The following is a 24,492-nucleotide window of genomic DNA, read 5'->3' on the forward strand; positions in this document are numbered from 1 at the left end:
GCCGCGGCTGCCTAGGCTGGCCGGGTGACGGACTCCCTGAGCACCTCCCCGAACGGCTACCTGCGCCATCCCCACCTGCACGGCGACCTGGTCGCCTTCGTCGCCGAGGACGACCTGTGGCTGGCCCCGCTGGACGGCGGCCGCCCCTGGCGGCTGACGGCGGACCACCTGCCGGTGCACCACCCGCGGTTCTCCCCGGACGGCCGGCACCTCGCCTTCACCTCCACCCGGGACGGCGCCCCCGAGGTGCACGTGGTGCCGGTGGACGGCGGCCCCTCGCGCCGGCTCACCCACTGGGGCAACGACCAGACCCGGGTGCTGGGCTGGACGCCCGACGGCCGCCCCGTCGCCGCGACCGCCGCCGGCGAGCCGAGCCTGCGCCGCACCTGGGCGCACGCCGTGCCGCTGGACGGCGGCGAGCCCCGGCGGCTGCCGTACGGGCCGGTCGGCGGGCTGGCCTTCGAGCCGGGTGGCGAGCGGGTGCTGCTGAGCAGCGTCAACGGCCGCGACCCGGCCTGGTGGAAGCGCTACCGGGGCGGGCGGGCCGGCCGGCTGTGGCTCGGCCGGGAGGAGTTCGCCCGCGTCCACGCCGGGCTGGACGGGCAGCTGGACTCGCCGCTGTGGCTGGCCGGGGCGGACGGGCAGGAGGGCCGGATCGCCTTCCTGTCCGACCACGAGGGCGTCGGCGAGCTGTGGTCCAGCCTCCCGGACGGCACCGACCTGCGCCGCCACACCGCCGACCCGGACGGCTTCTACGCCCGCGGCGCCACCACCGACGGCACCCGGGTGGTCTTCTACCGGGCCGGCGACCTCTGGCTCCTGGAGGACCTGGCGGGCGCCGAGCCGCGCCGGCTGGACGTCCGGCTGGCCGGTCCGCGGGCCGGGCGCCGCCCCCGGCCGGTGCCCGCCGCGCACTGGCTGGACTGCGTCGCCCCCGACCGCACCGGCCGGGGCAGCGCCGTGGTGGTGCGCGGCAGCGTGCACTGGCTGACCCACCGCGAGGGCCCGGCCCGGGTGCTGGACGAGACCCCGGGCGTGCGCGCCCGGCTGGCCCGGGTGGTGCCCGGCGAGGACGGCGCCCAGGGCGTGCTGTGGGTCTCCGACGCCGAGGGCGAGGACGCCCTGGAGTTCGCCCCCGACCTGCACGGCGCCGAGCGCCGCCGGCTGGCCGCCGGGCGGCTCGGCCGGGTCAACGCGCTGACGGTCTCCCCGGACGGCAAGCGGGCCGCGCTCGGCGTGCACGACGGCCGGGTGCTGCTGGTCGCGCTCGCCGACGGCACCGTGCACGAGCTGGACCGCAGCGCCGACGGCGAGGCGTCCGGCCTGGCCTTCAGCCCGGACTCCGGCTGGCTGGCCTGGTCGCGCCCGGCGCGCGGGATGGGCCCGTACTCGCTGCGCCAGATCGTGCTGGCCGACCTGGCCACCCGGACGGTCGGCGAGGTCACCCAGCCGCGCTTCGTGGACACCTCGCCCGCCTTCACCGCCGACGGCCGCTACCTGGCCTTCCTGTCGGTGCGCAACTTCGACCCGGTCTACGACGCGCACGTCTTCGACCTGTCCTTCCCGAACGGCTGCCGCCCCTACCTGGTCACCCTGGCCGCCGACACCCCCTCCCCGTTCGGGCCGCAGCGGGCCGGGCGCCCGCTCGGCGGGGAGGAGGACGAGCCGAAGGCCGGGAAGGCGGACGGCGGGGAGGCGGCCGGCGCCGCACCGGCGACCAGGGTGGACCTGGACGGCATCGCGGACCGGATCGTCCCCTTCCCGGTCGAGGGCGGCCGCTTCGAGAAGCTGTCCGCCGCCAAGGACGGGGTGCTCTGGACCAGGGCCCCGCTGACGGGCGAACTCGGAGACGAGGCCGCCTCGTTGGACGACGACCGGCCCCGCCCCGTGCTGGAGCGCTTCGACCTGCGCAGGCGCCGGGTCGAGCAGCTGGTGCACGGCCTGGACGGCTTCGCGGTCAGCGCCGACGGCACCCGGGCGGCCGTGCTGGACGAGGGCGAGCTGCGGGTCGTGCCGGCCGACCGCAAGGGCGGCGACGACGAGGAGACCACCGTCGACCTGGCCCGGCTGCGGGTGACCGTCGACCCGGCCGCCGAGTGGCGGCAGATGTACGCCGAGAACGGCCGGCTGATGCGGGACAACTTCTGGCGCCCCGACCTCTCCGGCGTCGACTGGGCCGGGGTGCTGGAGCGCTACCGCCCGCTGGTCGAGCGGATCGGCTCGCACGACGAGCTGGTGGACCTGCTGTGGGAGGTGCACGGCGAGCTCGGCACCTCGCACGCCTACGTGGTCCCGTACGGCCGGTACACCGACCCGGCCCGGCGCCAGGGGCTGCTCGGCGCCGACCTCGTCCGGGACGGCGGGCAGTGGCGGATCGCCCGGATCCTGCCCGGGGAGTCCTCCGACCCGCGGGCCCGCTCCCCGCTGGCCGCGCCCGGCGCCGCGATCCGCCCGGGCGACGCGCTGCTCGCCGTCGACGGCCGCCCGGTGGACCCGGTCACCGGCCCGGCCCCGCTGCTGGCCGGCACCGCGGGGCGGCCGGTCGAGCTGACCGTGGCCGGCCAGGACGGCACCGACCGGCGCCACCCGGTGGTCGTCCCGCTCGCCGACGAGGAGCCGCTGCGCTACCACGACTGGGTGGCCGGGCGGCGGGCCGCGGTGCGCGACCTGTCCGGCGGGCGGCTGGGCTACCTGCACATCCCCGACATGCAGACGGCCGGCTGGGCCCAGCTGCACCGCGACCTGAGCGCGGAGATGGCCCGGGAGGGCCTGGTGGTGGACGTCCGGGGGAACCGGGGCGGCCACACCTCGCAGCTGGTGGTCGAGAAGCTGGCCCGGCGGATCATCGGCTGGGACGTCATCCGGGACACCGACCACGCGGTGCCCTACCCGGCGGACGCCCCGCGCGGCCCGGTGGTCGCGCTCGCCGACGAGTTCACCGGCTCGGACGGCGACGTGGTCAGCGCGGCCGTCCAGAGCCTCGGCATCGGCCCGGTGGTCGGCACCCGCACCTGGGGCGGGGTGATCGGCATCGACAGCCGCTACCGGCTGGTCGACGGCACCCTGGTCACCCAGCCCAAGTACGCGTTCTGGCTGGAGGGCCGCGGCTGGGGCCTGGAGAACCACGGCGTCGACCCGGACGTCGAGGTGCCGCACGCCCCGCACCAGTGGGCGTCCGGCGAGGACCCGCAGCTGGCCGAGGGGGTCCGGCTCGCCCTGGCCCGGCTGGCCGAGCGCCCGGCCCGGACGGCGCCGCCGCTGCCCTGGGCCTGAGCCGCCGGGGCGGGGCGCCGGCACGGCCCCCGCACCGCCCCGGGCGGTGCGGGGACGCGGGTAGGATGCGGGGCTGTTTCTTGATCCACAGCTCACGGGGGAACCAGATGGCGCAGGGCTACCCGCCGCCGCAGTACGGCGGTCCGTACCCACCGCAGCAGCAGCCGCAGCCGTACGCGCAGCCGTACCCGGCCCAGCCGTACCAGCCGTACCCGAACCAGTACCAGCAGCCGTACCAGCCGCAGCCGTACGCCCCGCCCCACCCGCGGCGGGCGCTGCCGCCCTGCCCCAGGGAGGCGGGCGGCGGGCGGCGCTTCCTGGCGATCGTGCTCGACTGGCTGTTCGCGGTCGGCCTCGGCTTCGCCGCCGCCAACGCCGCGAGCCGGCCGAGGACCCGGACCGTGGCGGGCCACGCCGTGCACAGCGGCGGCCCGGTGGTGCCCTACGTCGTGGCGCTGCTGGTGGTCGGCCTCGGCGCGTCCTTCCTCAACCAGGTGGTGCTCGCCCGGCTGACCGGCTTCAGCGTGGGCAAGGGGATCCTGGCGATGCGGGTGGTGCGCCGCAAGGGCGTGGTGCGACCGAACACCTGGCGGCTCACCAGGCGCTGGCTGATCGGCTTCGTCATCCTCGCGGTCGCCTTCCTCACCGAGGACTTCGACACGGAGGACGGCGACGTCGTCGGGATGCGCGCGGTGCGCTGGAAGCACCTCCGGGAGTACCAGCAGGCCGCCGCCGGGCTCGGCTAGGCTGCGCCCGTACGGCCCCACCACCCACGTACGTACCGACTCCGAGGAGTAGCCGATGGCCGGCGAGCCGCAGCCCGACTGCGTGTTCTGCAAGATCGTGGCGGGCGAGATCCCCGCGACGGTGGTGCGCAGGACCGAGCGCACCCTCGCCTTCCGCGACATCGCCCCCAAGGCGCCCCTGCACGTGCTGGTCATCCCGCACGTGCACTACCGCAACGCCGCCGAGCTGGCCGCCGCCGAGCCGGAGATCGCCGGGGAGCTGCTCGCCGAGGCGGGCGCGGTGGCCGGGGACGAGGGCGTCGAGGACTACCGGCTGATCTTCAACACCGGCGCGGGCGCCGGGCAGACCGTCTTCCACGCGCACGTCCACGTGCTCGGCGGGACGGCGATGACCGAGAGCATGGTCTGATCCCGGGTGTCCCCGCGCGAACTCGTCGTCCTCGGCACCGCCAGCCAGGTGCCCACCCGGCACCGCAACCACAACGGCTACCTGCTGCGCTGGGACGGCGAGGGCCTGCTGTTCGACCCCGGCGAGGGCACCCAGCGGCAGATGCTGCACGCCGGGGTCACGGCCACCCAGATCACCAGGATCGCCGTCACCCACTTCCACGGGGACCACTGCCTGGGCCTGGCCGGGGTGGTCCAGCGGATCAACCTCGACCGGGTCCCGCACCCGGTGGACGTCTACTTCCCGGCGTCCGGCGAGGTCTACTTCGAGCGGCTGCGGCACGCCACCGCGTACCACGAGACGGCCGTGCTGCGGCCCCGGCCGATCGACGAGGCCGGTCCGCTGCCCGCGCCCGGCGCCCGCTTCGCGCTGGACGCCGTCCGGCTGGACCACCCCGTGGAGTCCTTCGGCTACCGGCTCCGCGAGCCGGACGGCCGCCGGCTGGTGCCGGAGCGGCTCGCCGCGCTCGGCGTGCGCGGCCCCGCGGTGGGCCGGCTCCAGCACGAGGGCGCGATCGAGGTGGACGGCCGCACCGTCACCCTGGGCGAGGTCAGCGAGCCCCGGCCGGGCCAGCGGTTCGCCTTCGTGATGGACACTCGGCTCTGCGAGGGCGTGCACGCCCTCGCGGAGGGCGCCGACCTGCTGGTCGTCGAGGCGACCTTCACCGACGCCGACGCCCGCCTCGCCGAGGAGCACGGCCACCTCACCGCCGGGCAGGCGGCCAGGGCCGCCGCCGAGGCGGGGGTGCGCACCCTGGTGCTGACCCACTTCTCGCAGCGCTACCCCGACCTCGGCCGGCACCTGGCCGACGCCCGCAAGCACTTCGACGGGGAGCTGGTGCTGGCCACCGACCTCGAACGGGTGCCCGTCCCGGCCCGCCGCCCCTCGTGAGGCGCGGGGGGACGGCGGCGGCGCCGGCCGGCGCCCGGCAGCCGGAAAAGGGCTCGCGCCGGACTTCGATCTGCCGCAGCATCGACGGGTGCGGCCCCGCCGCCCGCCACGGCGATCACGCTCGCGGCGTACCCTGGTGCCCCGGAGACACCGAGCGGCACCCGACACCACGGATGGGATGAGGCAGGCCCCAGCGCCGACCTATGAGTGACACATCGCAGACCCGTACCAACGGACAGCCGCGCCCCGAACCGGCCGAGGACGGCCGCGTCAGCGCCCGGATCGTCATCCCCGAGAAGCACCCGATGGTCACCCTGCTCGGCGCCGCCGACTCGCTGCTGCGCGTGATCGAACGGGGCTTCCCCGCCGCCGACATCCACGTCCGCGGCAACGAGGTGACGGCCACCGGGGCCCGGGCCGAGGTCGCCCTCGTGCAGCGGCTCTTCACCGAGATGATGCTGGTGCTGCGCACCGGCCAGCCCCTGACGGAGGACTCCGTGGAGCGCTCCATCGCCATGCTCCGCAGCCAGGAGCAGGACCCGGACAGCCCGGCGCCCTCCCAGGTGTTCACCGCGAACATCCTGTCCAACCGGGGCCGCACGATCCGTCCGAAGACCCTCAACCAGCAGCGCTACGTCGAGGCGATCGACAAGCACACGATCGTCTTCGGCCTCGGCCCGGCCGGCACCGGCAAGACCTACCTGGCGATGGCCAAGGCCGTCCAGGCCCTCCAGGCCAAGGAGGTCAACCGGATCATCCTGACCCGCCCGGCGGTCGAGGCGGGGGAGCGGCTGGGCTTCCTGCCCGGCACCCTCTACGAGAAGATCGACCCGTACCTGCGCCCGCTCTACGACGCGCTGCACGACATGATGGACCCGGACTCCATCCCGCGCCTGATGGCGGCCGGCACCATCGAGGTCGCGCCGCTCGCCTACATGCGCGGCCGCACCCTCAACGACGCCTTCATCATCCTCGACGAGGCCCAGAACACCTCGCCCGAGCAGATGAAGATGTTCCTCACCCGCCTCGGGTTCAACTCCCGGGTGGTGGTCACCGGCGACACCAGCCAGATCGACCTCCCGGGCGGCACCCGCAGCGGCCTCAAGGTCGTCCAGGAGATCCTGGCCGACGTGCCCGACATCCACTTCTCCGTCCTCACCAGCACCGACGTGGTCCGCCACAAGCTGGTCGGCCGGATCGTGGACGCCTACGAGCGCTGGGACGCCCGCCAGGAGGCCGAGGACGCCGCTCCGGCGGCCCGCAAGCCCGCCCAGCGGCGCCCCGGCAAGGCCACCGCGCCCCGCGCCCCCCGACAGTCCCATCGCACCGAAAGCTGAGCACAGAGCCCGTCATGTCGATCGACATCGCCAACGAGTCCGGTTGGGAGGCCGACGAGGAAGCCATCCTCGACGTCGCCCGCTTCGCACTGGACAAGATGCGGATCCACCCGCAGTCCGAACTGTCCGTGATCCTGGTGGACGGTGCGGCGATGGAGGAGCTGCACATCCAGTGGATGGACCTCCCCGGGCCCACCGACGTGATGTCCTTCCCGATGGACGAGCTGCGTCCCGGCAAGGAGGGCGAGGAACTGCCGCAGGGCCTGCTCGGCGACATCGTGCTCTGCCCCGAGGTCGCCGAGCAGCAGGGCAAGGCGGCCCCCTCCCGGCACTCGATGGACGAGGAGCTCCAACTGCTCACCGTGCACGGGGTGCTGCACGTCCTCGGCTACGACCACGAGGAGCCGGAGGAAGAGGAGGAGATGTTCGCCCTCCAGAAGCGCATCCTGGACGACTGGCGGGCGGGCCGCGGCCTCGGCGGCATCTCCCCGGCCCCCACCACCCACTGAGCGCGGAGCCCGAACCCCTGTGAGTGGTGAGAGTACGAGCTTCATCCTCGGTGCCGTGCTGCTCGTCGTGCTCGGCTGGCTGGCCGCGTGCGCCGAGGCGGGCATCTCCCGGGTCTCCCGGTTCCGGGCGGAGGAGGCGGTGCGCGCCGGCCGGCGCGGCTCCGCACGGCTGCTGACCGTCGCCTCCGACCCGATCCGCTACCTCAACCTGGCGACCCTGATCCGGGTCGCCAGCGAGATGGCGGCGGCCGTCCTGGTCACCGTGGTGTGCGTGCGCAACCTGACGCCCACCTGGCAGGCCGTCCTGCTGGCCTTCGGCGTGATGGTGCTGGTGTCCTTCGTCGCGGTGGGGGTCTCGCCGCGCACGATCGGGCGCCAGCACCCGCTCACCACCGCGACGGCGGCCTCCTTCGTGCTGCTGCCGCTGGCGGCGGTGCTGGGCCCGATCCCGCGGCTGCTGATCCTGCTCGGCAACGCGCTGACCCCGGGCAAGGGCTACCGGGAGGGGCCGTTCGCCTCGGAGGCGGAGCTGCGCTCGCTGGTGGACCTCGCCGAGCAGGACGACCTGATCGAGGACGAGGAGCGCCGGATGGTGCACTCGGTCTTCGAACTGGGCGACACCATCGTGCGCGAGGTGATGGTGCCGCGCACCGACCTGGTGATGATCGAGCGGCACAAGACCGTCCGGCAGGCGCTGACCCTGGCGCTGCGCTCGGGCTTCTCGCGCATCCCGGTGGTCGGCGACAACGAGGACGACGTGGTCGGCATCGTCTACCTCAAGGACCTGGTGCGGCGCACCCACATCAACCGGGAGGCGGAGTCCGAGGAGGTCGGCGCGGTGATGCGCCCGGCCGTGTTCGTCCCGGACTCCAAGCCGGCCGGCGACCTGCTGCGCGAGATGCAGCAGCGCCGCTCGCACGTGGCGATCGTGATCGACGAGTACGGCGGCACCGCCGGTCTGGTCACCATCGAGGACATCCTGGAGGAGATCGTCGGCGAGATCACCGACGAGTACGACCGGGAGATCGCCCCGGTGGAGGACCTCGGCGACGGCTCGTACCGGATCACCGCCCGGCTGCTGGTGGAGGACCTGGGCGAGCTGTTCGGCATCGAGCTGGAGGACGAGGACGTCGAGACCGTCGGCGGCCTGCTGGCCAAGCACCTGGGCCGGGTGCCGATCCCCGGCTCCTCCTGCGAGATCCCGCTGCCCGAGCCGGCCGAGGACGGCCTGTCCGGCATCCTGCTGACCGCCGAGTCCTCGGCGGGCCGGCGCAACCGGATCGGCTCGATGGTCGCCGCGCCGGTGCGCCGCGACGGGCGGGCCGCGCAGCCGGCGGGCGAGTAGCGGGCGGGCGGCCGCCGCGCGACCATGGAGGGCATGACGCACAAACTGCGCGCGGAGTACGGCCCGCAGGGGGCGGCCGGCGGAGTCAGGTCCTGGCACGTGGTGCGGGACGAGGACCCGGCGGTGGCGCTCTGCGGCCGGACGATGTCCGACGACGCCGAGACGCGGCCCGAGCAGGAGTGGGGCACCGGGCTGCGCTGCTGCCAGCAGTGCGGCTCGCTCTACATGCACGAGACGCCCCACATGCAGGGGAGCCACCCCTACAGCTAGCACCCGGGGTGCGCTGGGCAGTACGGCCCGACCGGTGACCGAGCTCTGGAGGCGCCATGAAGCTGCAAGACACGCTGAAGCCCGTCGACCGCCGGCTCGCCATGGTGTGGCGGATCGGGGCGGGTCTCGGGGGGATCTTCCTGATCGTGTTCGGGTGCCTGGGGCTGGCGGACCACCCCGGCTTCCTGGCCACCCACGGCGACCGGATCGCCGGGCTGTCGACCAACGGGGCGCTGAGCATCCTGTCCATCGTGGCGGGCGCGATCCTGCTGCTGGGAGCGGTGGTGGGCGGGAACTTCGCGGCCAACCTCAACCTGGTGGTGGGCGTGCTGTTCGTGCTGTCCGGCTTCTACGGCCTGACGGTCCTCGGGCGGCCCGACGCCAACATCCTCAACTTCCGGATGTCGAACGTGCTGTTCGCGTTCGTCTTCGGGATCGTGCTGACGACCTTCGGGATGTACGGCCGGGTGAGCAGCCACCTGCCGCACGACAACCCGTTCTGGCAGCGGCGGATCCGGCGCGAGGAGGACCTGCCGTCCGGGGCCGCGAAGACCGCCGTCAAGATCCTGCGCCCGAACCCGGGGCGGACCCACCCGGTCGGCCACTGAGCGGCGCCGGGTGCCTATGCTCGGCGGCATGAGTGACATCGTCGAGCTCGACCCCGAAGACAAGAAGATCATCACCCTGGCCCGCTCGGCCCGCGCCCGCAACGGCGTCGCCGAGGGGGCCGCGGTGCGTGACGAGACCGGGCGCACCTACGTGGCCGGCACGGTCGCGCTGGAGTCGCTGCGGCTGAGCGCCCTCCAGACGGCGGTGGCGATGGCGGTGGCCAGCGGCGCCCGCTCGCTGGAGGCGGCGGCCGTGGTGAGCGAGGCGGAGCAGCCGGCCGAGGCCGACCTGGCGGCGGTACGGGACCTGGGCGGGGCCGGGACGCCGGTGCTGCTGGCCGGGCCGGACGGGACGCTGCGGGTGTCCGCCGAGGCGCGCTGAGGCCCCGCCGGGGCCGTCGGGGGCCCGCCGGTCCCGGGCCCGGGGCGGGTCTTCGGCGGCCCTGCCGGACGGCATGGTCCCGGCCCGCGTCCGGCAGATAATCTCACCGGGGGAGTGGACTCGGTGAGGGGGCTGGGGGCATGGGGGCGGTGGCGTTCTTCGCCGGGCTGGTGCTGTTCGTGATGGGGCTCGGCAAGTGGCAGGAGACCGGGTCGGAGCTCTGGCTGTACGGCTCGCTCGGCTTCCTGCTGGTGCTGGTGGTGGTCTCGCTGGTCCCCACCCCCGGCAAGGGCGGGAAGAAGGGCTGAGCGCCGCCGGGCGGCCCCGGGCGGCCCCTGGGGGCGGGCGCGGACGGCGGGGCTCCGGTGATCAGGGAGAATGGAGCCCATGAATGCCCCTTCCTCCTCGTACCGCTCCGGGTTCGCGTGCTTCGTCGGCCGGCCGAACGCGGGCAAGTCGACCCTGACCAACGCCCTGGTGGGGACGAAGGTCGCGATCACCTCCGACCGCCCGCAGACCACCCGGCACACCGTGCGCGGCATCGTGCACCGCCCGGACGCCCAGCTCGTGCTGGTCGACACCCCCGGCCTGCACAAGCCGCGGACCCTGCTCGGCGAGCGCCTCAACGACCTGGTCCGCACCACCTGGGCCGAGGTCGACGTGATCGGCTTCTGCCTGCCCGCCGACCAGAAGATCGGCCCCGGCGACAAGTTCATCGCCAAGGAGATCGCCGGGATCAGGAAGACCCCGAAGGTCGCCATCGTCACCAAGACCGACCTGGTCGACTCCAAGCGCCTGGCCGAGCAGCTCATCGCGATCCAGCAGCTCGGCACCGAGCTGGGCTTCGAGTGGGCGGAGATCATCCCGGTCTCCGCGGTGGGGGACAAGCAGGTCGAGCTGGTCGCGGACCTCCTCACCAAGCTCCTGCCGGAGGGCGACCAGCTCTACCCGGACGGCGACCTCACCGACGAGCCCGAGCAGATCATGGTCGCCGAGCTGATCCGCGAGGCCGCCCTGGAGGGCGTGCGCGACGAACTGCCGCACTCGCTGGCCGTGGTGGTCGAGGAGATGCTCCCGCGCGAGGGCCGCCCGGCGGACCGCCCGCTGCTGGACATCCACGCCAACGTCTACATCGAGCGGCAGAGCCAGAAGGCGATCGTGATCGGCGCCAAGGGCTCCCGGCTCAAGCACGTCGGCACCACCGCCCGCAAGCACATCGAGGCGCTGCTCGGCACGCCGGTCTACCTGGACCTGCACGTCAAGGTCGCCAAGGACTGGCAGCGCGACCCCAAGCAGCTGCGCAAGCTGGGCTTCTGACGGGCCGGACCGCCGCACCGGGCCCGGTGCGGCGGTCTGCTCGGGCCTTCGCTAGGCGCCCTCGCGCAGCACCAGGGAGACCAGCTCGCGCTGCGAGTCGGTGAGCTTCGGGTCGGCGCAGTACACCGACCGGCCGTCGACGGTGATCTCGTAGTGGAAGCCGTCCGGCACCCCGTACGAGGGCGCGCGCAGCCCGCCCGCGACGGCCTCGCGGGCGAGTGCGTGCACGTGCGGGGCGTCCGTGCGGTCGGCGGTGTCGATCTCCGCCTGGCGGACGATCCCCGCGAAGCCGCCGGTCCGGGTCACCTGGATACGCATGGTGTCCATGGTGCTACGCACCGGGGGGGTTTGCCGGTCTTTTCCCGGACCGTGACCTCGGACCCGCCCCGGCCCGGCCTTCGGCCGCCCCTCGGACGCGCTGTGGCCGAAGGCCGGCGGGGCTCACCCCGGGCTGATCCCGACCTGCGCCCAGGAGGCCGTGACGGTGTCCGCCACCGACCGGTCGTCGGGGTAGCGGGCCGTGGCGGCGGCCACGGTGGCCCGGGCGAAGGCGGTGAAGTCGGCGTCGGCGGGCAGCGCGCGCCCGGTCAGCGCGTCGTACCAGATCCGCCCCGCGCGCTCCCAGGCCGAGCCGCCGAGCGCGGTGGCCAGCAGGTAGAACGCGTGGTTGGGGATGCCGGAGTTGATGTGCACCCCGCCGTTGTCCTGGGAGGTCTCCACGTAGTCCCGCATGTGCGCGGGCTGCGGGTCCTTGCCGAGCCGGGGGTCGTCGTAGGCGGTGCCGGGCGCCTTCATCGAGCGCAGCGCCACGCCCTGGACGCCCGGGGCGAGCAGCCCGGCGCCGACCAGCCAGTCGGCGTCGGCGGCGCTCTGGCGCAGCGCGTACTGCTTGACCAGCGAGCCGAACACGTCGGAGACCGACTCGTTGAGCGCGCCGGGCTGGCCCTGGTAGTCCAGCCCGGCGGTGAACTGGGTGACGCCGTGGGTGAGTTCGTGGCCGATGACGTCGACGCAGGCGGTGAAGTCGCCGAACACCACGTTGTCGCCGTCGCCGAAGACCATCTGGTGGCCGTTCCAGAAGGCGTTGTCGTAGTTGCGGCCGTAGTGGACGCTGGCGTCCAGCCGCAGGTTCCGGTCGTCGATCGAGTGCCGGCCGAAGACGTCGGCGTAGAGCGCGAAGGTCGCGCCGAGGCCGTCGTAGGCGTGGTTGACGGAGCTGTCGGAGGAGGCGTCCTGCCCCTCGCTGCGCACGGTGCGGCCGGGCAGCCGCTGGCCGTGGCCGGCGTCGCAGACCACCCGGCTGAGGCCGGGGACGGCGGCGACGGGCGCGGGCGGGGAGAGGCGGGCCGCGCGGTGCTCCGCGTCGAGGGCCCGGGAGTGGACGGCGGGTTCGTGGCCGGCCTCGGCGAGGCGGTCCAGGACGAACGGCGGGACGATCGTGCAGAACGGTGCTGCTGCAGTCATGTAGCCCAGGGTGAGGCATCGGTGACCGGTTGTCACCACCTCGGGTGCGACCGGTCTCCGTCTCAAGGAGTGGAACGGTGGCCCGGATCACTTCGGGGGCGCGCGGTGCTGGGCTACGCTGGGCCCATCATGCGCAACGGGCTGCTTCTTCTTCTTAGCTGCCGCGTCGAGGGCCTGTAGTCCACCGGGGCCGGCACCCTCGCCGCGGGGAACGAGCTGTGCGCGCGATCGGCGATCCACAGGTGTGTCGCGAGCGGCAGCAGAGGCCGGCCAGTCGGTGTCGACCAGGTGTCGACCACCCCCGACCCGCCCGCATCACGCATCACAGGAAGCCGAGTCACCTCCATGACCGAGCAGAACCCCGCCGCGTCCGCCCCCGCCGGCCGGCCCTTCGTCGACCGCCCGACCCCGATCACCGCCGCCTCGGTGCGCCAGCGGCCGTCGGGCATGCGGCACGGGCGCTACCTGCCGTTCGGCACCGTCGACCTGCCGGACCGCACCTGGCCGGACCAGGTGATCACCAAGGCGCCGCGCTGGCTGTCCACCGACCTGCGGGACGGCAACCAGGCGCTGATCGACCCGATGTCGCCGGCCCGCAAGCGCAAGATGTTCGACCTGCTGGTGGCGATGGGCTACAAGGAGATCGAGGTCGGCTTCCCGTCCTCCGGGGCCACCGACCACGCCTTCGTGCGCTCGCTGATCGAGGAGGGGGCGATCCCCGAGGACGTCACCATCTCGGTGCTGACCCAGGCCCGCGAGGAGCTGATCGAGAAGACCGTGGAGTCGCTGGTCGGCGCCCCGCGGGCGACCGTCCACCTGTACAACGCGACCGCGCCGCTGTTCCGCCGGGTGGTGTTCCGCAACGACCGGGCGGCCACCAGGGCGATCGCCACCGACGGCACCCGGCTGGTGATGGAGTACGCGGAGAAGCTGCTGGGCGAGGAGACCGTCTTCGGCTACCAGTACTCGCCGGAGATCTTCGTCGACACCGAGCTGGACTTCGCCCTGGAGGTCTGCGAGGCGGTCATGGACGTCTGGCAGCCGGGCGAGGGCCGCGAGATCATCCTGAACCTGCCCGCCACCGTCGAGCGGGCCACCCCGAACGTCCAGGCCGACCAGTTCGAGTGGATGTCGCGCAACCTGTCCCGCCGCGAGTTCGTCTGCCTGTCGGTGCACCCGCACAACGACCGCGGCACCGCCGTCGCCTCCGCCGAGCTGGCCTACATGGCGGGCGCCGACCGGATCGAGGGCTGCCTGTTCGGGCAGGGCGAGCGGACCGGCAACGTCGACCTGGTGACCCTGGGGATGAACCTGTTCTCGCAGGGCATCGACCCGCAGATCGACTTCTCCGACATCGACGAGGTGCGCCGCACCGCCGAGTACTGCAACCAGATGGAGGTGCACCCGCGCCACCCGTACGCCGGCGACCTGGTGTACACCTCCTTCTCCGGCTCGCACCAGGACGCCATCAAGAAGGGCTTCGACGCCCTGGAGGCGGACGCCGCGGCCGCGGGCGTACCGGTGGGGGAGCACACCTGGGGCGTGCCGTACCTGCCGATCGACCCGAAGGACGTCGGCCGCACCTACGAGGCGGTCATCCGGGTCAACAGCCAGTCCGGCAAGGGCGGCGTGGCGTACGTGCTGAAGAACGACCACAAGCTGGACCTGCCGCGCCGGATGCAGATCGAGTTCTCCCGGATCATCCAGGCCAAGACCGACGCCGAGGGCGGGGAGGTCAGCCCGGCCGAGATCTGGCGGGTCTTCGAGGACGAGTACCTGCCGACCCCGGACAACCCGTGGGGCCGGATCTCGCTGAGCGGCTCGCGCACCCTGACCACGGAGGACGGCCGGGACGCGCTGACCGCCGAGGCCGTGGTGGACGGCGCCCCGGTGACCCTGACCGGTACCGGCAACGGCCCGGTCTCGGCCTTCGCCGACGCGCTGGCCCGGATCGGCGTGGACGTGCGCGTCCTGGACTACGCCGAGCACGCGCTGAGCGAGGGCGGCGACGCCCAGGCCGCCGCGTACGTGGAGTGCGCCGTGGACGGCAAGGTGCTGTGGGGCGTGGGCATCGACGGCAACACCGTGCTGGCCTCGCTGAAGGCGATGATCAGCGCCGTCAACCGCTCGCAGCGGGGCTAATTCGAACGGGTGGTGTGCGAAGGGTCGTCCCGGGGGACGGCCCTTCGCCGCCTCCGCCTGCGGCTGTGGCCTGCGCCACATTTTTTCGGACCGGAAGCCGTTCGAGGTACTGACACGTGCCGGTAACCGTGGCAACATCGATCCACCGGAAAGCCGGGTCGGTGGGACGGCCTCGGTGTCCGGTCGCGTGACCTGCCCATCGTCGAGCAGGCCGCCTGCCATGTCTGGGGAGTGGCGCCGTGACCAGGTTGTGGGGTGTTCGCCCGCGGTGGCGGACTGACGTTCTCGGTGACTTCTTCTGCCCGGGCTGCGGCGGGGACCGCAACTACCGCCGGCAGCACGGCCGGCGGTGGCTGCGGTTGCTCGGGACCCCGGTGGTCCCGCTCGGGCCGGTGATCGGCAGCGTGCAGTGCACCAGCTGCCGCGGCCGGTACGGCGTCGAGAGTCTGGAGCAGCCCACCTGCGTGCGCCTCGGCGCGATGCTGCGGGACGCCCAGTACACCATCGCGCTGGCCCTGCTCGCGGCCGGCGGCACCGCGCACCGGGCGGCCCGCGACGCGGCCTGCGCGGCGGTGCGCGAGGCCGGGTTCGAGGACTGCGGCGAGGCCCAGGTGCTGGCCGCGCTCGCCGCGCTCTCCGGGCTCGGAGACGAGCTCCACGACGCCCGCGGGATGTCCGGCGGCCTGGCTGTCGAACTGCACGCCGTGGTCGAACCGCTCACCCCGCACCTGGCCCGCTCCGGCCGCGAGCGGCTGCTGCTGCAGGGCGCGGCGATCGCGCTGGCGGACGGGCACTACCTGCCGCCGGAGCGCGAGGCGCTGGCCGCGGTCGGGCGCTGCCTGGACCTGCCGCAGTCCCGGGTCGGGGCGCTGCTGGAGGCGGCGGCCAGGACACCGTACAAGTAGCACCGCCGACCGACCGCCGTACGAGCAGCACCTTCCGTCCGCCGTCCGCTCCCGAGCGGGCCCCGGACGGCCGCCTACCACCTCCGAATCCCCCACAACGGGCCCGGCCTCCCCACCCCCGGGCCCGCCGTGACCCGCACCGCAGTGGTCCTCCCCCACGGCCGCCGGTGCGGGCAACACGGCTGTCCGGCGCCGGGGACGGGTGGGGGACAATGGTCCCCATGAGTCTTTTCCGGGACGACGGCGTCGTGCTGCGGGCGCAGAAGCTCGGCGAGGCCGATCGGATCATCACCCTGCTGACCCGCCACCACGGCAAGGTGCGGGCGGTCGCCCGCGGGGTGCGGAAGACCAAGTCCAAGTTCGGTGCCCGGCTGGAGCCGTTCTCGCACGTGGACGTGCAGTTCTTCAGCCGCGGGAGTGAGCTGGTCGGCCGCGGGTTGCCGCTCTGCACCCAGGTGGAGACGATCGCCCCGTACGGCGGCTCGATCGTCACCGACTACGGCCGCTACACGGCGGGCACCGCGATGCTGGAGACCGCCGAGCGGTTCGCCGAGAACGAGGGCGAGCCGGCCGTCCAGCAGTACCTGCTGCTGGTCGGCGGGCTGCGCACGCTCGCGGCCGGCTCGCACGAGTCGCACCTGGTGCTGGACGCCTTCCTGCTGCGCTCGCTCGCGGTCAACGGGTACGGCGCGAGCTTCACCGACTGCGCCAAGTGCGGCCTGGAGGGACCGAACCGCTTCTTCTCCCTCCCCGCGGGCGGGGTGCTCTGCGGCGACTGCCGAGTGCCCGGATGTGCCGTACCCTCCCCTGAGACACTGGTACTGCTCGGGGCGCTGCTGTCAGGGGACTGGCAGACGGCCGACGCCTGCGAGCCGCGGTACTGGCGGGAGGGCAGCGGCCTGGTCGCGGCCTATCTGCAGTGGCACCTGGAGCGGGGCATCCGCTCGATGAGATACGTGGAGAAGTGAGCACATGGCAGCGCGACGGCTCTTCGGCGGCGGCAAGCAGCGGGCGTACGTCCCCCCGACCCCGCACCCCAGCGGCGCACAGCCCCCGAAGCTCCCCGGCGAGCTGGTCCCCCAGCACGTCGCGATCGTCATGGACGGCAACGGCCGCTGGGCCAAGGAGCGCGGGCTGCCCCGCACCGAGGGCCACAAGGTCGGCGAGTCCGTGGTGCTGGACGTCCTCAAGGGCGCCATCGAGCTGGGCGTGAAGAACATCTCGCTGTACGCGTTCTCCACCGAGAACTGGAAGCGTTCGCCCGACGAGGTGAAGTTCCTGATGAACTTCAACCGGGACGTCATCGCCCGCCGCCGCGACGAGATGGACGCGATGGGCGTGCGGATCCGCTGGGCGGGCCGGATGCCGAAGCTGTGGAAGAGCGTCGTCCAGGAGCTCCAGGTCGCCGAGGAGCAGACCAAGGGCAACGACGCCGTCACGCTCTACATGTGCGTCAACTACGGCGGCCGGGCCGAACTCGCCGACGCGGCACAGGCGATCGCCCAGGACGTCGCGGCCGGCAGGCTCGACCCGAAGAAGGTCAACGAGAAGACCCTGGCCAAGTACATGTACCACCCGGACATGCCGGACGTGGACCTGTTCCTGCGCCCCAGCGGCGAGCAGCGGACCTCCAACTTCCTGCTCTGGCAGTCGGCTTACGCCGAGTTCGTGTTCCAGGACGTGCTCTGGCCGGACTTCGACCGCCGCGACCTGTGGCGTGCCTGCGAGCAGTACGCGATGCGCGACCGGCGCTTCGGCGGGGCGATCCCGAACGAGGTCGGCGCGCCGGTGCCGTCCCCGCGCTGAGGTACGGACGGCGAAGGGCCCGTGGGACGTCCTCCCACGGGCCCTTCGCCGTCGTTCAGGCCTTCTTGGCGCACTCCGCGCAGGTCCCGAAGATCTCCAGGGTGTGCGCGATGTCGCTGAAACCGTGCTCGGCGGCGACCGAGTTGGCCCAGCGCTCCACGGCGGGGCCCTCCACCTCGACGGTCGCGCCGCAGTGCCGGCAGACCAGGTGGTGGTGGTGCCCGCTGCTGCACCGGCGGTAGACCGCCTCGCCGTCGGCGGTGCGCAGCACGTCCACCTCGCCGGCGTCCGCGAGCGACTGGAGCGTGCGGTAGACCGTGGTCAGACCGACGGAGTCCCCGCGGTGCTTGAGCAGGTCGTGGAGCTCCTGGGCGCTGCGGAAGTCCGCGATCTCGTCCAGGGCCGCCGAGACGGCGGCACGCTGCCGGGTCGAGCGGGCGCGCGGCGACGGGCCTGCGGTGGTCACCGTGGGTCCTCCTGGGGTCGTGGGCGTCTCGCCCATCATTGTGCCAGTCCTGCCCGCCCCTCAGGGGAGGCCGTGGCGCAGGACGGCCCGGCGGAGGCCTGGGCCGGCAGTTCGGCGTCGCAGACCCTGGGCCCGTGCTCGCCCGTGCCGCGATGGCGCCGCCGGGCGAGCGGCGCTGCGAGCAGGCTGAACACCGCGAAGACCGCGATGGCGAGCAGCACGATGGCCGGGCCGGAGGGCACGTCGAGCTGGTAGGAGCCGGTGACGCCGGCCAGCGAGACGATCACGCCGAGCGCGATCGAGGCGGCCTGGGTGGCGGCGAAGGACCGGGTGAGCTGCTGGGCGGCGACCACCGGGACCACCATCAGGGCGCTCACCAGCAGCAGTCCGACCACCCGCATGGCGACCGTGACGGTCACCGCGGCCATCACCGCGAGCAGCAGGTTGAGGGTGCGCACCGGCACCCCGGTGACCCGGGCGAAGTCCTCGTCCTGGCAGATCGCGAAGAGCTGGCGGCGCAGGCCCACGGTGACCGCGACGACCACCGCGCCGAGCACCGCGATGGTGGCCAGGTCGGCGGGGGCGACGGTGAGGATCGAGCCCCACAGGTAGCTCTCCAGGGAGCCGGCCCCGGCCTGCGCGGACATCGAGACCAGCAGCTTGCCGCAGGCCATGCCGCCGTAGAAGAGCATCGCGAGGGCGATGTCGCCGCGCTGGTTGCCGCGCGAGCGGACCAGCTCCATGGTGACGGCGCCGAGCACGCAGACCAGCACGGCCATCCAGACCGGGCTGGTCTGGAAGATGAAGCCGAGGCCGACACCGGTCATCGCGACGTGGCCCATGCCGTCGCCCATCAGCGCCTGCCGGCGCTGCACCAGGTAGATCCCGACGGCCGGGGCGGTGACCCCGACCAGGACGGCGGCGAGCAGGGCGCGCTGCATGAAGTCGTAGGACAGCATCTCGGTCATGCGAGCAGCCTCGGCGGGGTCAGGTCGGCGTGCGGGTGGACGTGGTCGTGGCCGGGCAGCGCGTGCAGGCCGGTGTCGGGCACGGGCGGCCCGTCGTGGGCCACGCAGCCGTCCCGCAGCACCACGGCGCGGTCGATCAGCGGCTCCAGCGGCCCGAGTTCGTGCAGCACCAGGAGGACGGAGGCGCCGCGGCCGACCTCGCTGCGCAGGGTGTCGGCGAGCACCTGCTGGCTGGCGGCGTCCACCCCGGCCATCGGCTCGTCCATGATCATCAGATCGGGGGTGCCGACCAGGGCGCGGGCGATCAGCACCCGCTGCTGCTGGCCGCCGGAGAGGTCGGCCACGCCGTCCCGGGCCCGGTCCAGCATGCCGACGGCGGCCAGCGCGCGGTCCACCGCCTCGCGGTCCGCGCGGCGGAAGGGCAGCAGCCGGTGCTGCGGCAGCCGTCCGGTGGAGACCACCTCGCGGACGGTGGCGGGGACGCCGGAGGCGGCGGTGGTGCGCTGCGGGACGTACCCGATCCGGTGCCAGGCGCGGAAGGAGCCGGACGGGGTGCCGAACAGCTCCAGGGTGCCCCGCTCCAGCGGGACGGAGCCGATCACGGCCTTGACGGTGGTCGACTTGCCGGAGCCGTTGGCGCCGAGCAGGGCGACGACCTCGCCGGGCCGGACGGTGAGGTCGACGCCGCGCAGCACCGGCCGGCCGCCGCGCGAGGCGACGGCGTCGCGGAGGCGGACGGCCGGGGGTATCGGGTCGGTCATGGTGCGGGATCCCGTCAGTTCGCGGGGGCGGTGGCGGCGTCGGTGCCGGCCGGGGCCGGGGCCGGGGTGGCGGAGTCGGCGGGGGCCGCGTCGGCGGGGGCGCCGAGGGCGGCCCGGAGGTTGGCCAGGTTCTGCTTCATGACGGTCAGGTAGTCGTCCTTGGCCGGGTCCTTGACGCCCTCCAGCGGGTCCAGGACGGCGGTCCTGAGCCCGAGGTCCTTGGCGACCGTCTCGGCGAGCTTGGGGCTGACGAGGGTCTCGAAGAAGACGGTGGTGGCGCCGTTGTCCCGGGCGGCCTTCTGCACGGCGGCGAGGCGGGCCGGGGTGGGCTCGGACTCCGGGTCGACGCCGTTGATGGCGACCTGGGTGAGGCCGTAGTGGTCGGCGAGGTAGCCGAAGGCGGCGTGGCTGGTGACGAAGGTCCTGGTCCGGGTGTCCTTCAGGCCGGCCTGGAACTCCTGGTCCAGCGCGGTGAGCCTGGTGACCAGCTCGTCGGTGTTCTTCCGGTAGTCCTCGGCGTGCGCCGGGTCGGCCGTGGCGAACTCCTCGCCGACGCTCCTGGCGATCGCCGCGTAGCGGGTCGGGTCGAGCCAGATGTGCGGGTCGCCGGCCGGGTCCTCGTGCCGGTGGCCGTCGGCGCCGTCGCCGTGCGCGTCCGCCCCGTCCCCGGTGCCCTCGTCGAGGTGGTGGTCGACCAGTGGGCTGGCGGCGGTGGCGTCGATCTTGTGCTTGCTGGACGACTGCGCGACGGCCTGGTCGACGGTGGGCTGGAGGCCCTTGAGGTAGATGATCGCGTCGGCCTTCTGGACGGTGCCGACCTGCTTGGCGGTGAGCTCCAGGTCGTGCGGCTCGACGCCGGCGGCGGTCAGGTCGGTGACCGCGACGTGCTCCCTGCCGATCTGCTGGGCCAGGAACTCCATGGGGTAGAAGGACGCGACGACCTTCAGCCGGCCGCCGCCGCCGTCGGCGCTGCTGCTGCCTCCGCAGGCCGTCAGGGCGAGCGAGGCGGCGAGCGCGGTGGTGCCGAGGGCGAGGGAACGGCGGGCGCGCCGGGAGAGGCCGAGTCGATGCAGTCCGATCATCATGACAATCATTCTCATCTCAGATGGAAATGATTGTCAAATCACTCGGGTGGGTGAACGGCGGATGGCGGAGAGTGGTGGCGGCCGGACGGTACCGATTTGAACCACGTACCCGTATGGCCGGTAACCTGAGGTATTCGGGTACGCGCAACCAGCCGTGCCCTGACCGTGCCGTACGTACTGAAGAGAGCACTGTGGCCGCCGACAAGATCGACACGATCGTCAGCCTGAGCAAGCGCCGTGGCTTCGTCTACCCCTGCAGCGAGATCTACGGCGGCACGCGTGCCGCCTGGGACTACGGGCCGCTGGGCGTCGAGCTCAAGGAGAACATCAAGCGCCAGTGGTGGCGCACGATGGTCCAGGCCCGTGAGGACGTCGTCGGACTCGACTCGTCGGTGATCCTCGCCCGCGAGGTGTGGGAGGCCTCCGGCCACGTCGCCACCTTCAACGACCCGCTGACCGAGTGCCTCTCCTGCCACAAGCGCCACCGGGCCGACCACCTGGAGGAGAAGTACGAGGCCAAGCACGGCTTCCCGCCGCCGAACGGCCTCAAGGACGTCAACTGCCCCGACTGCGGCACCAAGGGCCAGTTCACCGAGCCCAAGGACTTCTCGGGCATGCTGAAGACCCACCTCGGCGTCACCGAGGAGGCGAGCGGCCTGGCCTTCCTGCGCCCGGAGACCGCCCAGGGCATCTTCACCAACTTCAAGGCCGTCCAGACCACCTCGCGCAAGAAGCCGCCGTTCGGCATCGCCCAGACCGGCAAGAGCTTCCGCAACGAGATCACCCCCGGCAACTTCATCTTCCGCACCCGCGAGTTCGAGCAGATGGAGATGGAGTTCTTCGTCAAGCCGGGCGAGGACGAGCAGTGGCACGAGTACTGGCTCCAGCAGCGCTGGGACTGGTACGTCGACCTCGGCCTGCGCACCGAGAACATGCGCTTCTTCGAGCACCCGAAGGAGAAGCTCTCCCACTACGCCAAGCGCACGGTGGACATCGAGTACCGCTTCAACTTCGGCGGCAGCGAGTTCTCCGAGCTGGAGGGCGTCGCCAACCGCACCGACTACGACCTGCGGGTGCACAGCGAGGCCTCCGGCCAGGACCTGAAGTACTTCGACCAGGAGTCCGGCGAGCGGTACTTCCCGTACGTCATCGAGCCGGCGGCGGGCCTCAACCGCGCCATGCTGGCCTTCCTGATCGACGCCTACTTCGAGGACGAGGCGCCGAACGCCAAGGGCGTCATGGAGAAGCGCGTCGGCATGCGGCTCGACCCGCGCCTGGCCCCGGTCAAGGTCGCCGTCCTGCCGCTGTCGCGCAACGCCGAGCTCTCCCCGAAGGCCCGCGGCCTGGCCGCCGACCTGCGCACCGCGTGGAACGTCGAGTTCGACGACGCCGGCGCGATCGGCAAGCGCTACCGCCGCCAGGACGAGATCGGCACGCCGTTCTGCGTCACGGTCGACTTCGACACCCTTGAGGACAACGCGGTGACCGTCCGCGACCGCGACACCATGTCGCAGGAGCGCGTCTCGCTGGACCAGGTCAAGGCGTACCTGGGCGCGCGGCTGATCGGCTGCTAGCGGCTGCGGCTGCGGCTGCGGCTGTGACTGCGGCTCGGGGAGCCCCCGTTCGCCCTGAGGGGCGGGCGGGGGCTCCCCCCTTTTGTCGAGGGGGCGGTCAGGGGCGGTAGGGGCAGTAGGGCGGGGGCGGGGCTAGCGGCGGCCCCAGCGCGAGCGCGGGGCCGTGGGCGGGCGGGTCGGGAGCCCGGCGGCACGCAGCGCGGCGAGGGTGGTGCGGTGGCGGGCCTCCTCGGCGAGCAGCGCGGCCAGCAGCTGCCCGTAGAGCTCGGAGCTGCCCGCGCCGTCCAGGGCGCCGGCCAGTCGGACCACTTCCGCCGGCGGGCGCAGGACGGCCAGTTCGCCCAGCAGGAGGGTGGCGAGCGCGGGCGGCAGCCCGGCGGCGAGGGCGGCCAGGTCGGCGGTGGAACGGCCGGCGGCCTGGCGCAGCAGGGTCCGTACGCCGTCGGTCCGGCCGTGCTGCTGGAGGCAGGCGGCCAGCGAGGTCAGCTCGGGCACCGGCGCCGAGCCCCACTCCCAGAGCAGTGTCGCGCTGTCGGCGGCCAGCCCGGCCCGGTCCAGCGTGGAGAGCAGTCCGGGGACGGAGGCGGCCGGGTAGCTCCAGAAGGCGTGGAACACCTCGGCGGCCTCCTCGGCCAGGCCCAGCTCGCGCAGCTCGGCGAGGACGGCGACGGAGTGGTCGGGCGCGGAGCGGGCGATGCTGCGGGCGAGTTGGAGCGAGCCGCCGGCCGGGCCGTAGCGGGCCAGCATGCCGACCAGCAGGGCGGCGTCGGCCGGGGTCAGGCGGGCGGCGGCCGCGTCGATCACCTCGGTGGCCTCGGCGAGGGAGCCGGCCCGGTGGAGGGCGGTGATCCGCTCGGTGAGGGCGCCGAGGTCGGGGCGGACGGGCGGCGCCGGGTCCTGGGGCCGGGGGTCCTGGTGCTGCGGGACCGGGGGCGGCGGGGGCTGCTGGTGCCGGTGCTGGTCCGGGGGCGGCGGGGGTTGATGGTGCTGGTCCGGGGGCGGCGGGGGTTGATGGTGCTGGTCCGGGGGCGGCGGGGGTTGCCGGCGGTTCCGGATCCGGCTCTCCAACTCCTCCAGCTGGTCGCTGAGTTGGATGCAGCGGGCGGCCAGGCCCTCGCGGAGGGTGCGGGCCTGGGCGAGCTGGCGCAGCAGCTCCCCGTCCGGCCGCTGGCGCCCCGGGGTGGCCCGGACCGCCTCGTTCAGACGCCGTTCGCGTTGGCTCGCGTAGCGGCTCGCGCGGAGTAACTCGTCCAGCTCTGCGCGGAGTTCGGCGGCCAGGTGCTCGCCCTCCGGCTGCCGGCCTGCGGATTGTGCCGTCGGCCGCATGCGCATGATCGCCCCAACCTGTCCATCCAGACCCTGACTGCGTGACATCCTGGCGTCAGTATGTGGCGTGGGAGTTAAGAGCGCACGACCAGTCGTGCCCGAGTGGTGTCAAGGAGCGCGCAGAGGGCGGTCGTTGTGAGAAGTGCGCCGGTCGCGCTCCGCGGCGGGGCCGCCCCGGCCGGCGGCGGGGCGGCCCGGCTCATCCGGCCAGCCGCGCCCGCGCCTCCATCAGTGCGAACCCGAGCAGGTTCAACCCCCGCCACTCGGTGGGCTGTTGGGCCCGGATGTCGTCGGCGGCGAGCCCGATGCCCCAGATCCGGTCCAGCGGGCTGGCCTCGACCAGTACGCGGTCACCCGTGCCCAGCAGGTAGGAGCGCAGCGCCTCGTCCTGCCCGAACTTCGCCACGTTGCCCGCCACCACCAGCTCGAACCGGCCGGCCGTCCAGGTCTCGTCGTCGAAGCCCCTGACCAGCCGCCCCAGCTTCTTCGCCTCGGCGGGCGTGCGGGCGGCCAGCACCCGCCGCTCGATCTCCTCGTCACCGAACATCCGGGCCTTGCCGGCCATCATCCAGTGCTCGGCGGAGGCGTACGCGACCCCGTCGACGGTGAACTCGCCCGGCCACCACTGGCTCAGGCACTCCTGCCGGGTGCCCCCGCCCTTGCGCTCGGTGTGCCCCCAGAACATGACCCACTTCGGCCGCGCCCCGTCGGCCATCACGGCGGCCAGCTGCTCGCGACTGCGAACGGCGGCCAGGTCCCCCACGTGCATCTCGCTCATATCGTCAGTCTGACATGAAGGGTTCCGTGGCGCGAACCGTTTTGCGGCGAATCACCCTCGGGGCTCAGGCCCGGCTTCTAGGATTTCCGCA

At 73.4% G+C, this 24,492-nt stretch carries 25 protein-coding genes; 17 read left to right on the forward strand and 8 right to left on the reverse strand.

Annotation, left to right across the window (positions count from 1 at the left end; all coding sequences use genetic code 11):
* Nucleotides 1-24: 24 nt before the first annotated feature.
* The 12 genes from ACH5AR_RS11510 (at nucleotide 25) to era (ending at nucleotide 11,126) form a co-directional block, all read left to right on the forward strand.
* The gene (locus ACH5AR_RS11510) at nucleotides 25-3,273 is read left to right on the forward strand and encodes a S41 family peptidase (RefSeq protein WP_396301153.1); all 3,249 of its coding nucleotides are present in this window, start codon (nucleotides 25-27) and stop codon (nucleotides 3,271-3,273) included.
* An 80-nt stretch (nucleotides 3,274-3,353) separates the two neighbouring features.
* On the forward strand, nucleotides 3,354-4,019 hold the full coding sequence (locus ACH5AR_RS11515) for an RDD family protein (protein ID WP_396301154.1): 666 nt from the start codon (nucleotides 3,354-3,356) through the stop codon (nucleotides 4,017-4,019).
* Between the two features lie 55 nt (nucleotides 4,020-4,074).
* On the forward strand, nucleotides 4,075-4,428 hold the full coding sequence (locus ACH5AR_RS11520; protein ID WP_396301155.1) for a histidine triad nucleotide-binding protein: 354 nt from the start codon (nucleotides 4,075-4,077) through the stop codon (nucleotides 4,426-4,428).
* 6 nt (nucleotides 4,429-4,434) lie between these two features.
* Nucleotides 4,435-5,358, forward strand: coding sequence for a ribonuclease Z (locus tag ACH5AR_RS11525; protein WP_396301156.1), 924 nt, complete (start codon nucleotides 4,435-4,437; stop codon nucleotides 5,356-5,358).
* 305 nt (nucleotides 5,359-5,663) lie between these two features.
* A complete protein-coding gene (locus tag ACH5AR_RS11530) occupies nucleotides 5,664-6,695 on the forward strand; it encodes a PhoH family protein (protein WP_396301363.1) in 1,032 nt (343 codons plus the stop codon).
* Nucleotides 6,696-6,709: 14 nt separating this feature from the next.
* Nucleotides 6,710-7,204: an rRNA maturation RNase YbeY gene (gene ybeY / locus ACH5AR_RS11535; RefSeq protein WP_396301157.1), complete on the forward strand. Its 495-nt coding sequence runs from the start codon at nucleotides 6,710-6,712 to the stop codon at nucleotides 7,202-7,204.
* A 19-nt stretch (nucleotides 7,205-7,223) separates the two neighbouring features.
* The gene (locus ACH5AR_RS11540; RefSeq protein WP_396301158.1) at nucleotides 7,224-8,549 is read left to right on the forward strand and encodes a hemolysin family protein; all 1,326 of its coding nucleotides are present in this window, start codon (nucleotides 7,224-7,226) and stop codon (nucleotides 8,547-8,549) included.
* A gap of 33 nt (nucleotides 8,550-8,582) precedes the next feature.
* Entirely contained in the window at nucleotides 8,583-8,819 is a 237-nt protein-coding gene (locus tag ACH5AR_RS11545; protein WP_396301159.1) for a hypothetical protein, read from the forward strand.
* Nucleotides 8,820-8,875: 56 nt separating this feature from the next.
* Nucleotides 8,876-9,427, forward strand: a complete 552-nt coding sequence (locus tag ACH5AR_RS11550; RefSeq protein WP_396301160.1) for a DUF4383 domain-containing protein — start codon at nucleotides 8,876-8,878, stop codon at nucleotides 9,425-9,427.
* Between the two features lie 28 nt (nucleotides 9,428-9,455).
* The gene (locus ACH5AR_RS11555) at nucleotides 9,456-9,809 is read left to right on the forward strand and encodes a cytidine deaminase (RefSeq protein WP_355251546.1); all 354 of its coding nucleotides are present in this window, start codon (nucleotides 9,456-9,458) and stop codon (nucleotides 9,807-9,809) included.
* Between the two features lie 140 nt (nucleotides 9,810-9,949).
* Nucleotides 9,950-10,117 (forward strand): hypothetical protein, encoded by a 168-nt coding sequence (locus ACH5AR_RS11560; RefSeq protein ID WP_396301161.1) that lies wholly within the window; start codon nucleotides 9,950-9,952, stop codon nucleotides 10,115-10,117.
* Between the two features lie 79 nt (nucleotides 10,118-10,196).
* Nucleotides 10,197-11,126: a GTPase Era gene (gene era / locus ACH5AR_RS11565; protein ID WP_396301162.1), complete on the forward strand. Its 930-nt coding sequence runs from the start codon at nucleotides 10,197-10,199 to the stop codon at nucleotides 11,124-11,126.
* A gap of 51 nt (nucleotides 11,127-11,177) precedes the next feature.
* On the opposite strand, the gene ACH5AR_RS11570 is transcribed toward era, so the two are convergent.
* Complete coding sequence (locus tag ACH5AR_RS11570) at nucleotides 11,178-11,444, reverse strand: protealysin inhibitor emfourin (protein WP_049651101.1); 267 nt, start codon at nucleotides 11,442-11,444, stop codon at nucleotides 11,178-11,180.
* Nucleotides 11,445-11,567: 123 nt separating this feature from the next.
* A complete protein-coding gene (locus tag ACH5AR_RS11575; RefSeq protein WP_396301163.1) occupies nucleotides 11,568-12,590 on the reverse strand; it encodes a M4 family metallopeptidase in 1,023 nt (340 codons plus the stop codon).
* Nucleotides 12,591-12,935: 345 nt separating this feature from the next.
* Between ACH5AR_RS11575 and leuA the strand changes: the two genes are divergently transcribed.
* From leuA to ACH5AR_RS11595, 4 genes are all read left to right on the forward strand, one after another.
* Nucleotides 12,936-14,732 carry a 2-isopropylmalate synthase gene (gene leuA, locus ACH5AR_RS11580; RefSeq protein WP_396301164.1) on the forward strand — a complete coding sequence of 599 codons (1,797 nt, stop codon included), beginning with the start codon at nucleotides 12,936-12,938 and terminating at the stop codon, nucleotides 14,730-14,732.
* 239 nt (nucleotides 14,733-14,971) lie between these two features.
* Nucleotides 14,972-15,637 carry a TerB family tellurite resistance protein gene (locus ACH5AR_RS11585; protein ID WP_396301165.1) on the forward strand — a complete coding sequence of 222 codons (666 nt, stop codon included), beginning with the start codon at nucleotides 14,972-14,974 and terminating at the stop codon, nucleotides 15,635-15,637.
* Nucleotides 15,638-15,858: 221 nt separating this feature from the next.
* On the forward strand, nucleotides 15,859-16,605 hold the full coding sequence (recO, locus tag ACH5AR_RS11590; protein ID WP_396301166.1) for a DNA repair protein RecO: 747 nt from the start codon (nucleotides 15,859-15,861) through the stop codon (nucleotides 16,603-16,605).
* A gap of 4 nt (nucleotides 16,606-16,609) precedes the next feature.
* A complete protein-coding gene (locus ACH5AR_RS11595; RefSeq protein WP_396301167.1) occupies nucleotides 16,610-17,443 on the forward strand; it encodes an isoprenyl transferase in 834 nt (277 codons plus the stop codon).
* 55 nt (nucleotides 17,444-17,498) lie between these two features.
* Here ACH5AR_RS11595 and ACH5AR_RS11600 read toward each other — a convergent pair whose 3' ends face one another.
* Genes ACH5AR_RS11600 through ACH5AR_RS11615 form a run of 4 tightly spaced genes read right to left on the reverse strand, consistent with a single transcriptional unit; the run spans nucleotide 17,499 to nucleotide 20,720 of the window.
* Nucleotides 17,499-17,909 carry a Fur family transcriptional regulator gene (locus ACH5AR_RS11600; protein ID WP_189918013.1) on the reverse strand — a complete coding sequence of 137 codons (411 nt, stop codon included), beginning with the start codon at nucleotides 17,907-17,909 and terminating at the stop codon, nucleotides 17,499-17,501.
* A gap of 35 nt (nucleotides 17,910-17,944) precedes the next feature.
* Nucleotides 17,945-18,877, reverse strand: a complete 933-nt coding sequence (locus ACH5AR_RS11605; protein ID WP_396301168.1) for a metal ABC transporter permease — start codon at nucleotides 18,875-18,877, stop codon at nucleotides 17,945-17,947.
* Nucleotides 18,874-19,638 carry a metal ABC transporter ATP-binding protein gene (locus ACH5AR_RS11610; RefSeq protein ID WP_396301169.1) on the reverse strand — a complete coding sequence of 255 codons (765 nt, stop codon included), beginning with the start codon at nucleotides 19,636-19,638 and terminating at the stop codon, nucleotides 18,874-18,876. Before ACH5AR_RS11610 ends, ACH5AR_RS11605 begins: the two co-directional genes overlap by 4 nt.
* Nucleotides 19,639-19,652: 14 nt before the next feature.
* Nucleotides 19,653-20,720, reverse strand: coding sequence for a metal ABC transporter substrate-binding protein (locus ACH5AR_RS11615; protein WP_396301364.1), 1,068 nt, complete (start codon nucleotides 20,718-20,720; stop codon nucleotides 19,653-19,655).
* A gap of 194 nt (nucleotides 20,721-20,914) precedes the next feature.
* Between ACH5AR_RS11615 and ACH5AR_RS11620 the strand changes: the two genes are divergently transcribed.
* The gene (locus tag ACH5AR_RS11620; RefSeq protein ID WP_396301170.1) at nucleotides 20,915-22,297 is read left to right on the forward strand and encodes a glycine--tRNA ligase; all 1,383 of its coding nucleotides are present in this window, start codon (nucleotides 20,915-20,917) and stop codon (nucleotides 22,295-22,297) included.
* A gap of 132 nt (nucleotides 22,298-22,429) precedes the next feature.
* On the opposite strand, the gene ACH5AR_RS11625 is transcribed toward ACH5AR_RS11620, so the two are convergent.
* Nucleotides 22,430-23,629, reverse strand: coding sequence for a hypothetical protein (locus ACH5AR_RS11625; RefSeq protein ID WP_396301171.1), 1,200 nt, complete (start codon nucleotides 23,627-23,629; stop codon nucleotides 22,430-22,432).
* Nucleotides 23,630-23,822: 193 nt separating this feature from the next.
* A complete protein-coding gene (locus tag ACH5AR_RS11630) occupies nucleotides 23,823-24,401 on the reverse strand; it encodes an NADAR family protein (protein ID WP_396301172.1) in 579 nt (192 codons plus the stop codon).
* Nucleotides 24,402-24,492: the final 91 nt, after the last annotated feature.

It is taken from the genome of Kitasatospora sp. NPDC018619 (assembly GCF_044391605.1).
GTDB lineage: Bacteria > Actinomycetota > Actinomycetes > Streptomycetales > Streptomycetaceae > Kitasatospora.

Bases quoted from the DNA above. Each gene is read 5' to 3' on its own strand.
- ACH5AR_RS11520 (WP_396301155.1), top strand. From the start codon at position 4,075: ATGGCCGGCGAGCCGCAGCCCGACTGCGTGTTCTGCAAGATCGTGGCG.
- ACH5AR_RS11530 (WP_396301363.1), top strand. From the start codon at position 5,664: ATGGTCACCCTGCTCGGCGCCGCCGACTCGCTGCTGCGCGTGATCGAA.
- ybeY (WP_396301157.1), top strand. From the start codon at position 6,710: ATGTCGATCGACATCGCCAACGAGTCCGGTTGGGAGGCCGACGAGGAA.
- ACH5AR_RS11545 (WP_396301159.1), top strand. From the start codon at position 8,583: ATGACGCACAAACTGCGCGCGGAGTACGGCCCGCAGGGGGCGGCCGGC.
- ACH5AR_RS11550 (WP_396301160.1), top strand. From the start codon at position 8,876: ATGAAGCTGCAAGACACGCTGAAGCCCGTCGACCGCCGGCTCGCCATG.
- ACH5AR_RS11555 (WP_355251546.1), top strand. From the start codon at position 9,456: ATGAGTGACATCGTCGAGCTCGACCCCGAAGACAAGAAGATCATCACC.
- ACH5AR_RS11560 (WP_396301161.1), top strand. From the start codon at position 9,950: ATGGGGGCGGTGGCGTTCTTCGCCGGGCTGGTGCTGTTCGTGATGGGG.
- era (WP_396301162.1), top strand. From the start codon at position 10,197: ATGAATGCCCCTTCCTCCTCGTACCGCTCCGGGTTCGCGTGCTTCGTC.
- ACH5AR_RS11570 (WP_049651101.1), bottom strand. From the start codon at position 11,444: ATGCGTATCCAGGTGACCCGGACCGGCGGCTTCGCGGGGATCGTCCGC.
- ACH5AR_RS11575 (WP_396301163.1), bottom strand. From the start codon at position 12,590: ATGACTGCAGCAGCACCGTTCTGCACGATCGTCCCGCCGTTCGTCCTG.
- leuA (WP_396301164.1), top strand. From the start codon at position 12,936: ATGACCGAGCAGAACCCCGCCGCGTCCGCCCCCGCCGGCCGGCCCTTC.
- recO (WP_396301166.1), top strand. From the start codon at position 15,859: ATGAGTCTTTTCCGGGACGACGGCGTCGTGCTGCGGGCGCAGAAGCTC.
- ACH5AR_RS11595 (WP_396301167.1), top strand. From the start codon at position 16,610: ATGGCAGCGCGACGGCTCTTCGGCGGCGGCAAGCAGCGGGCGTACGTC.
- ACH5AR_RS11605 (WP_396301168.1), bottom strand. From the start codon at position 18,877: ATGACCGAGATGCTGTCCTACGACTTCATGCAGCGCGCCCTGCTCGCC.
- ACH5AR_RS11610 (WP_396301169.1), bottom strand. From the start codon at position 19,638: ATGACCGACCCGATACCCCCGGCCGTCCGCCTCCGCGACGCCGTCGCC.
- ACH5AR_RS11615 (WP_396301364.1), bottom strand. From the start codon at position 20,720: ATGATCGGACTGCATCGACTCGGCCTCTCCCGGCGCGCCCGCCGTTCC.
- ACH5AR_RS11625 (WP_396301171.1), bottom strand. From the start codon at position 23,629: ATGCGCATGCGGCCGACGGCACAATCCGCAGGCCGGCAGCCGGAGGGC.
- ACH5AR_RS11630 (WP_396301172.1), bottom strand. From the start codon at position 24,401: ATGAGCGAGATGCACGTGGGGGACCTGGCCGCCGTTCGCAGTCGCGAG.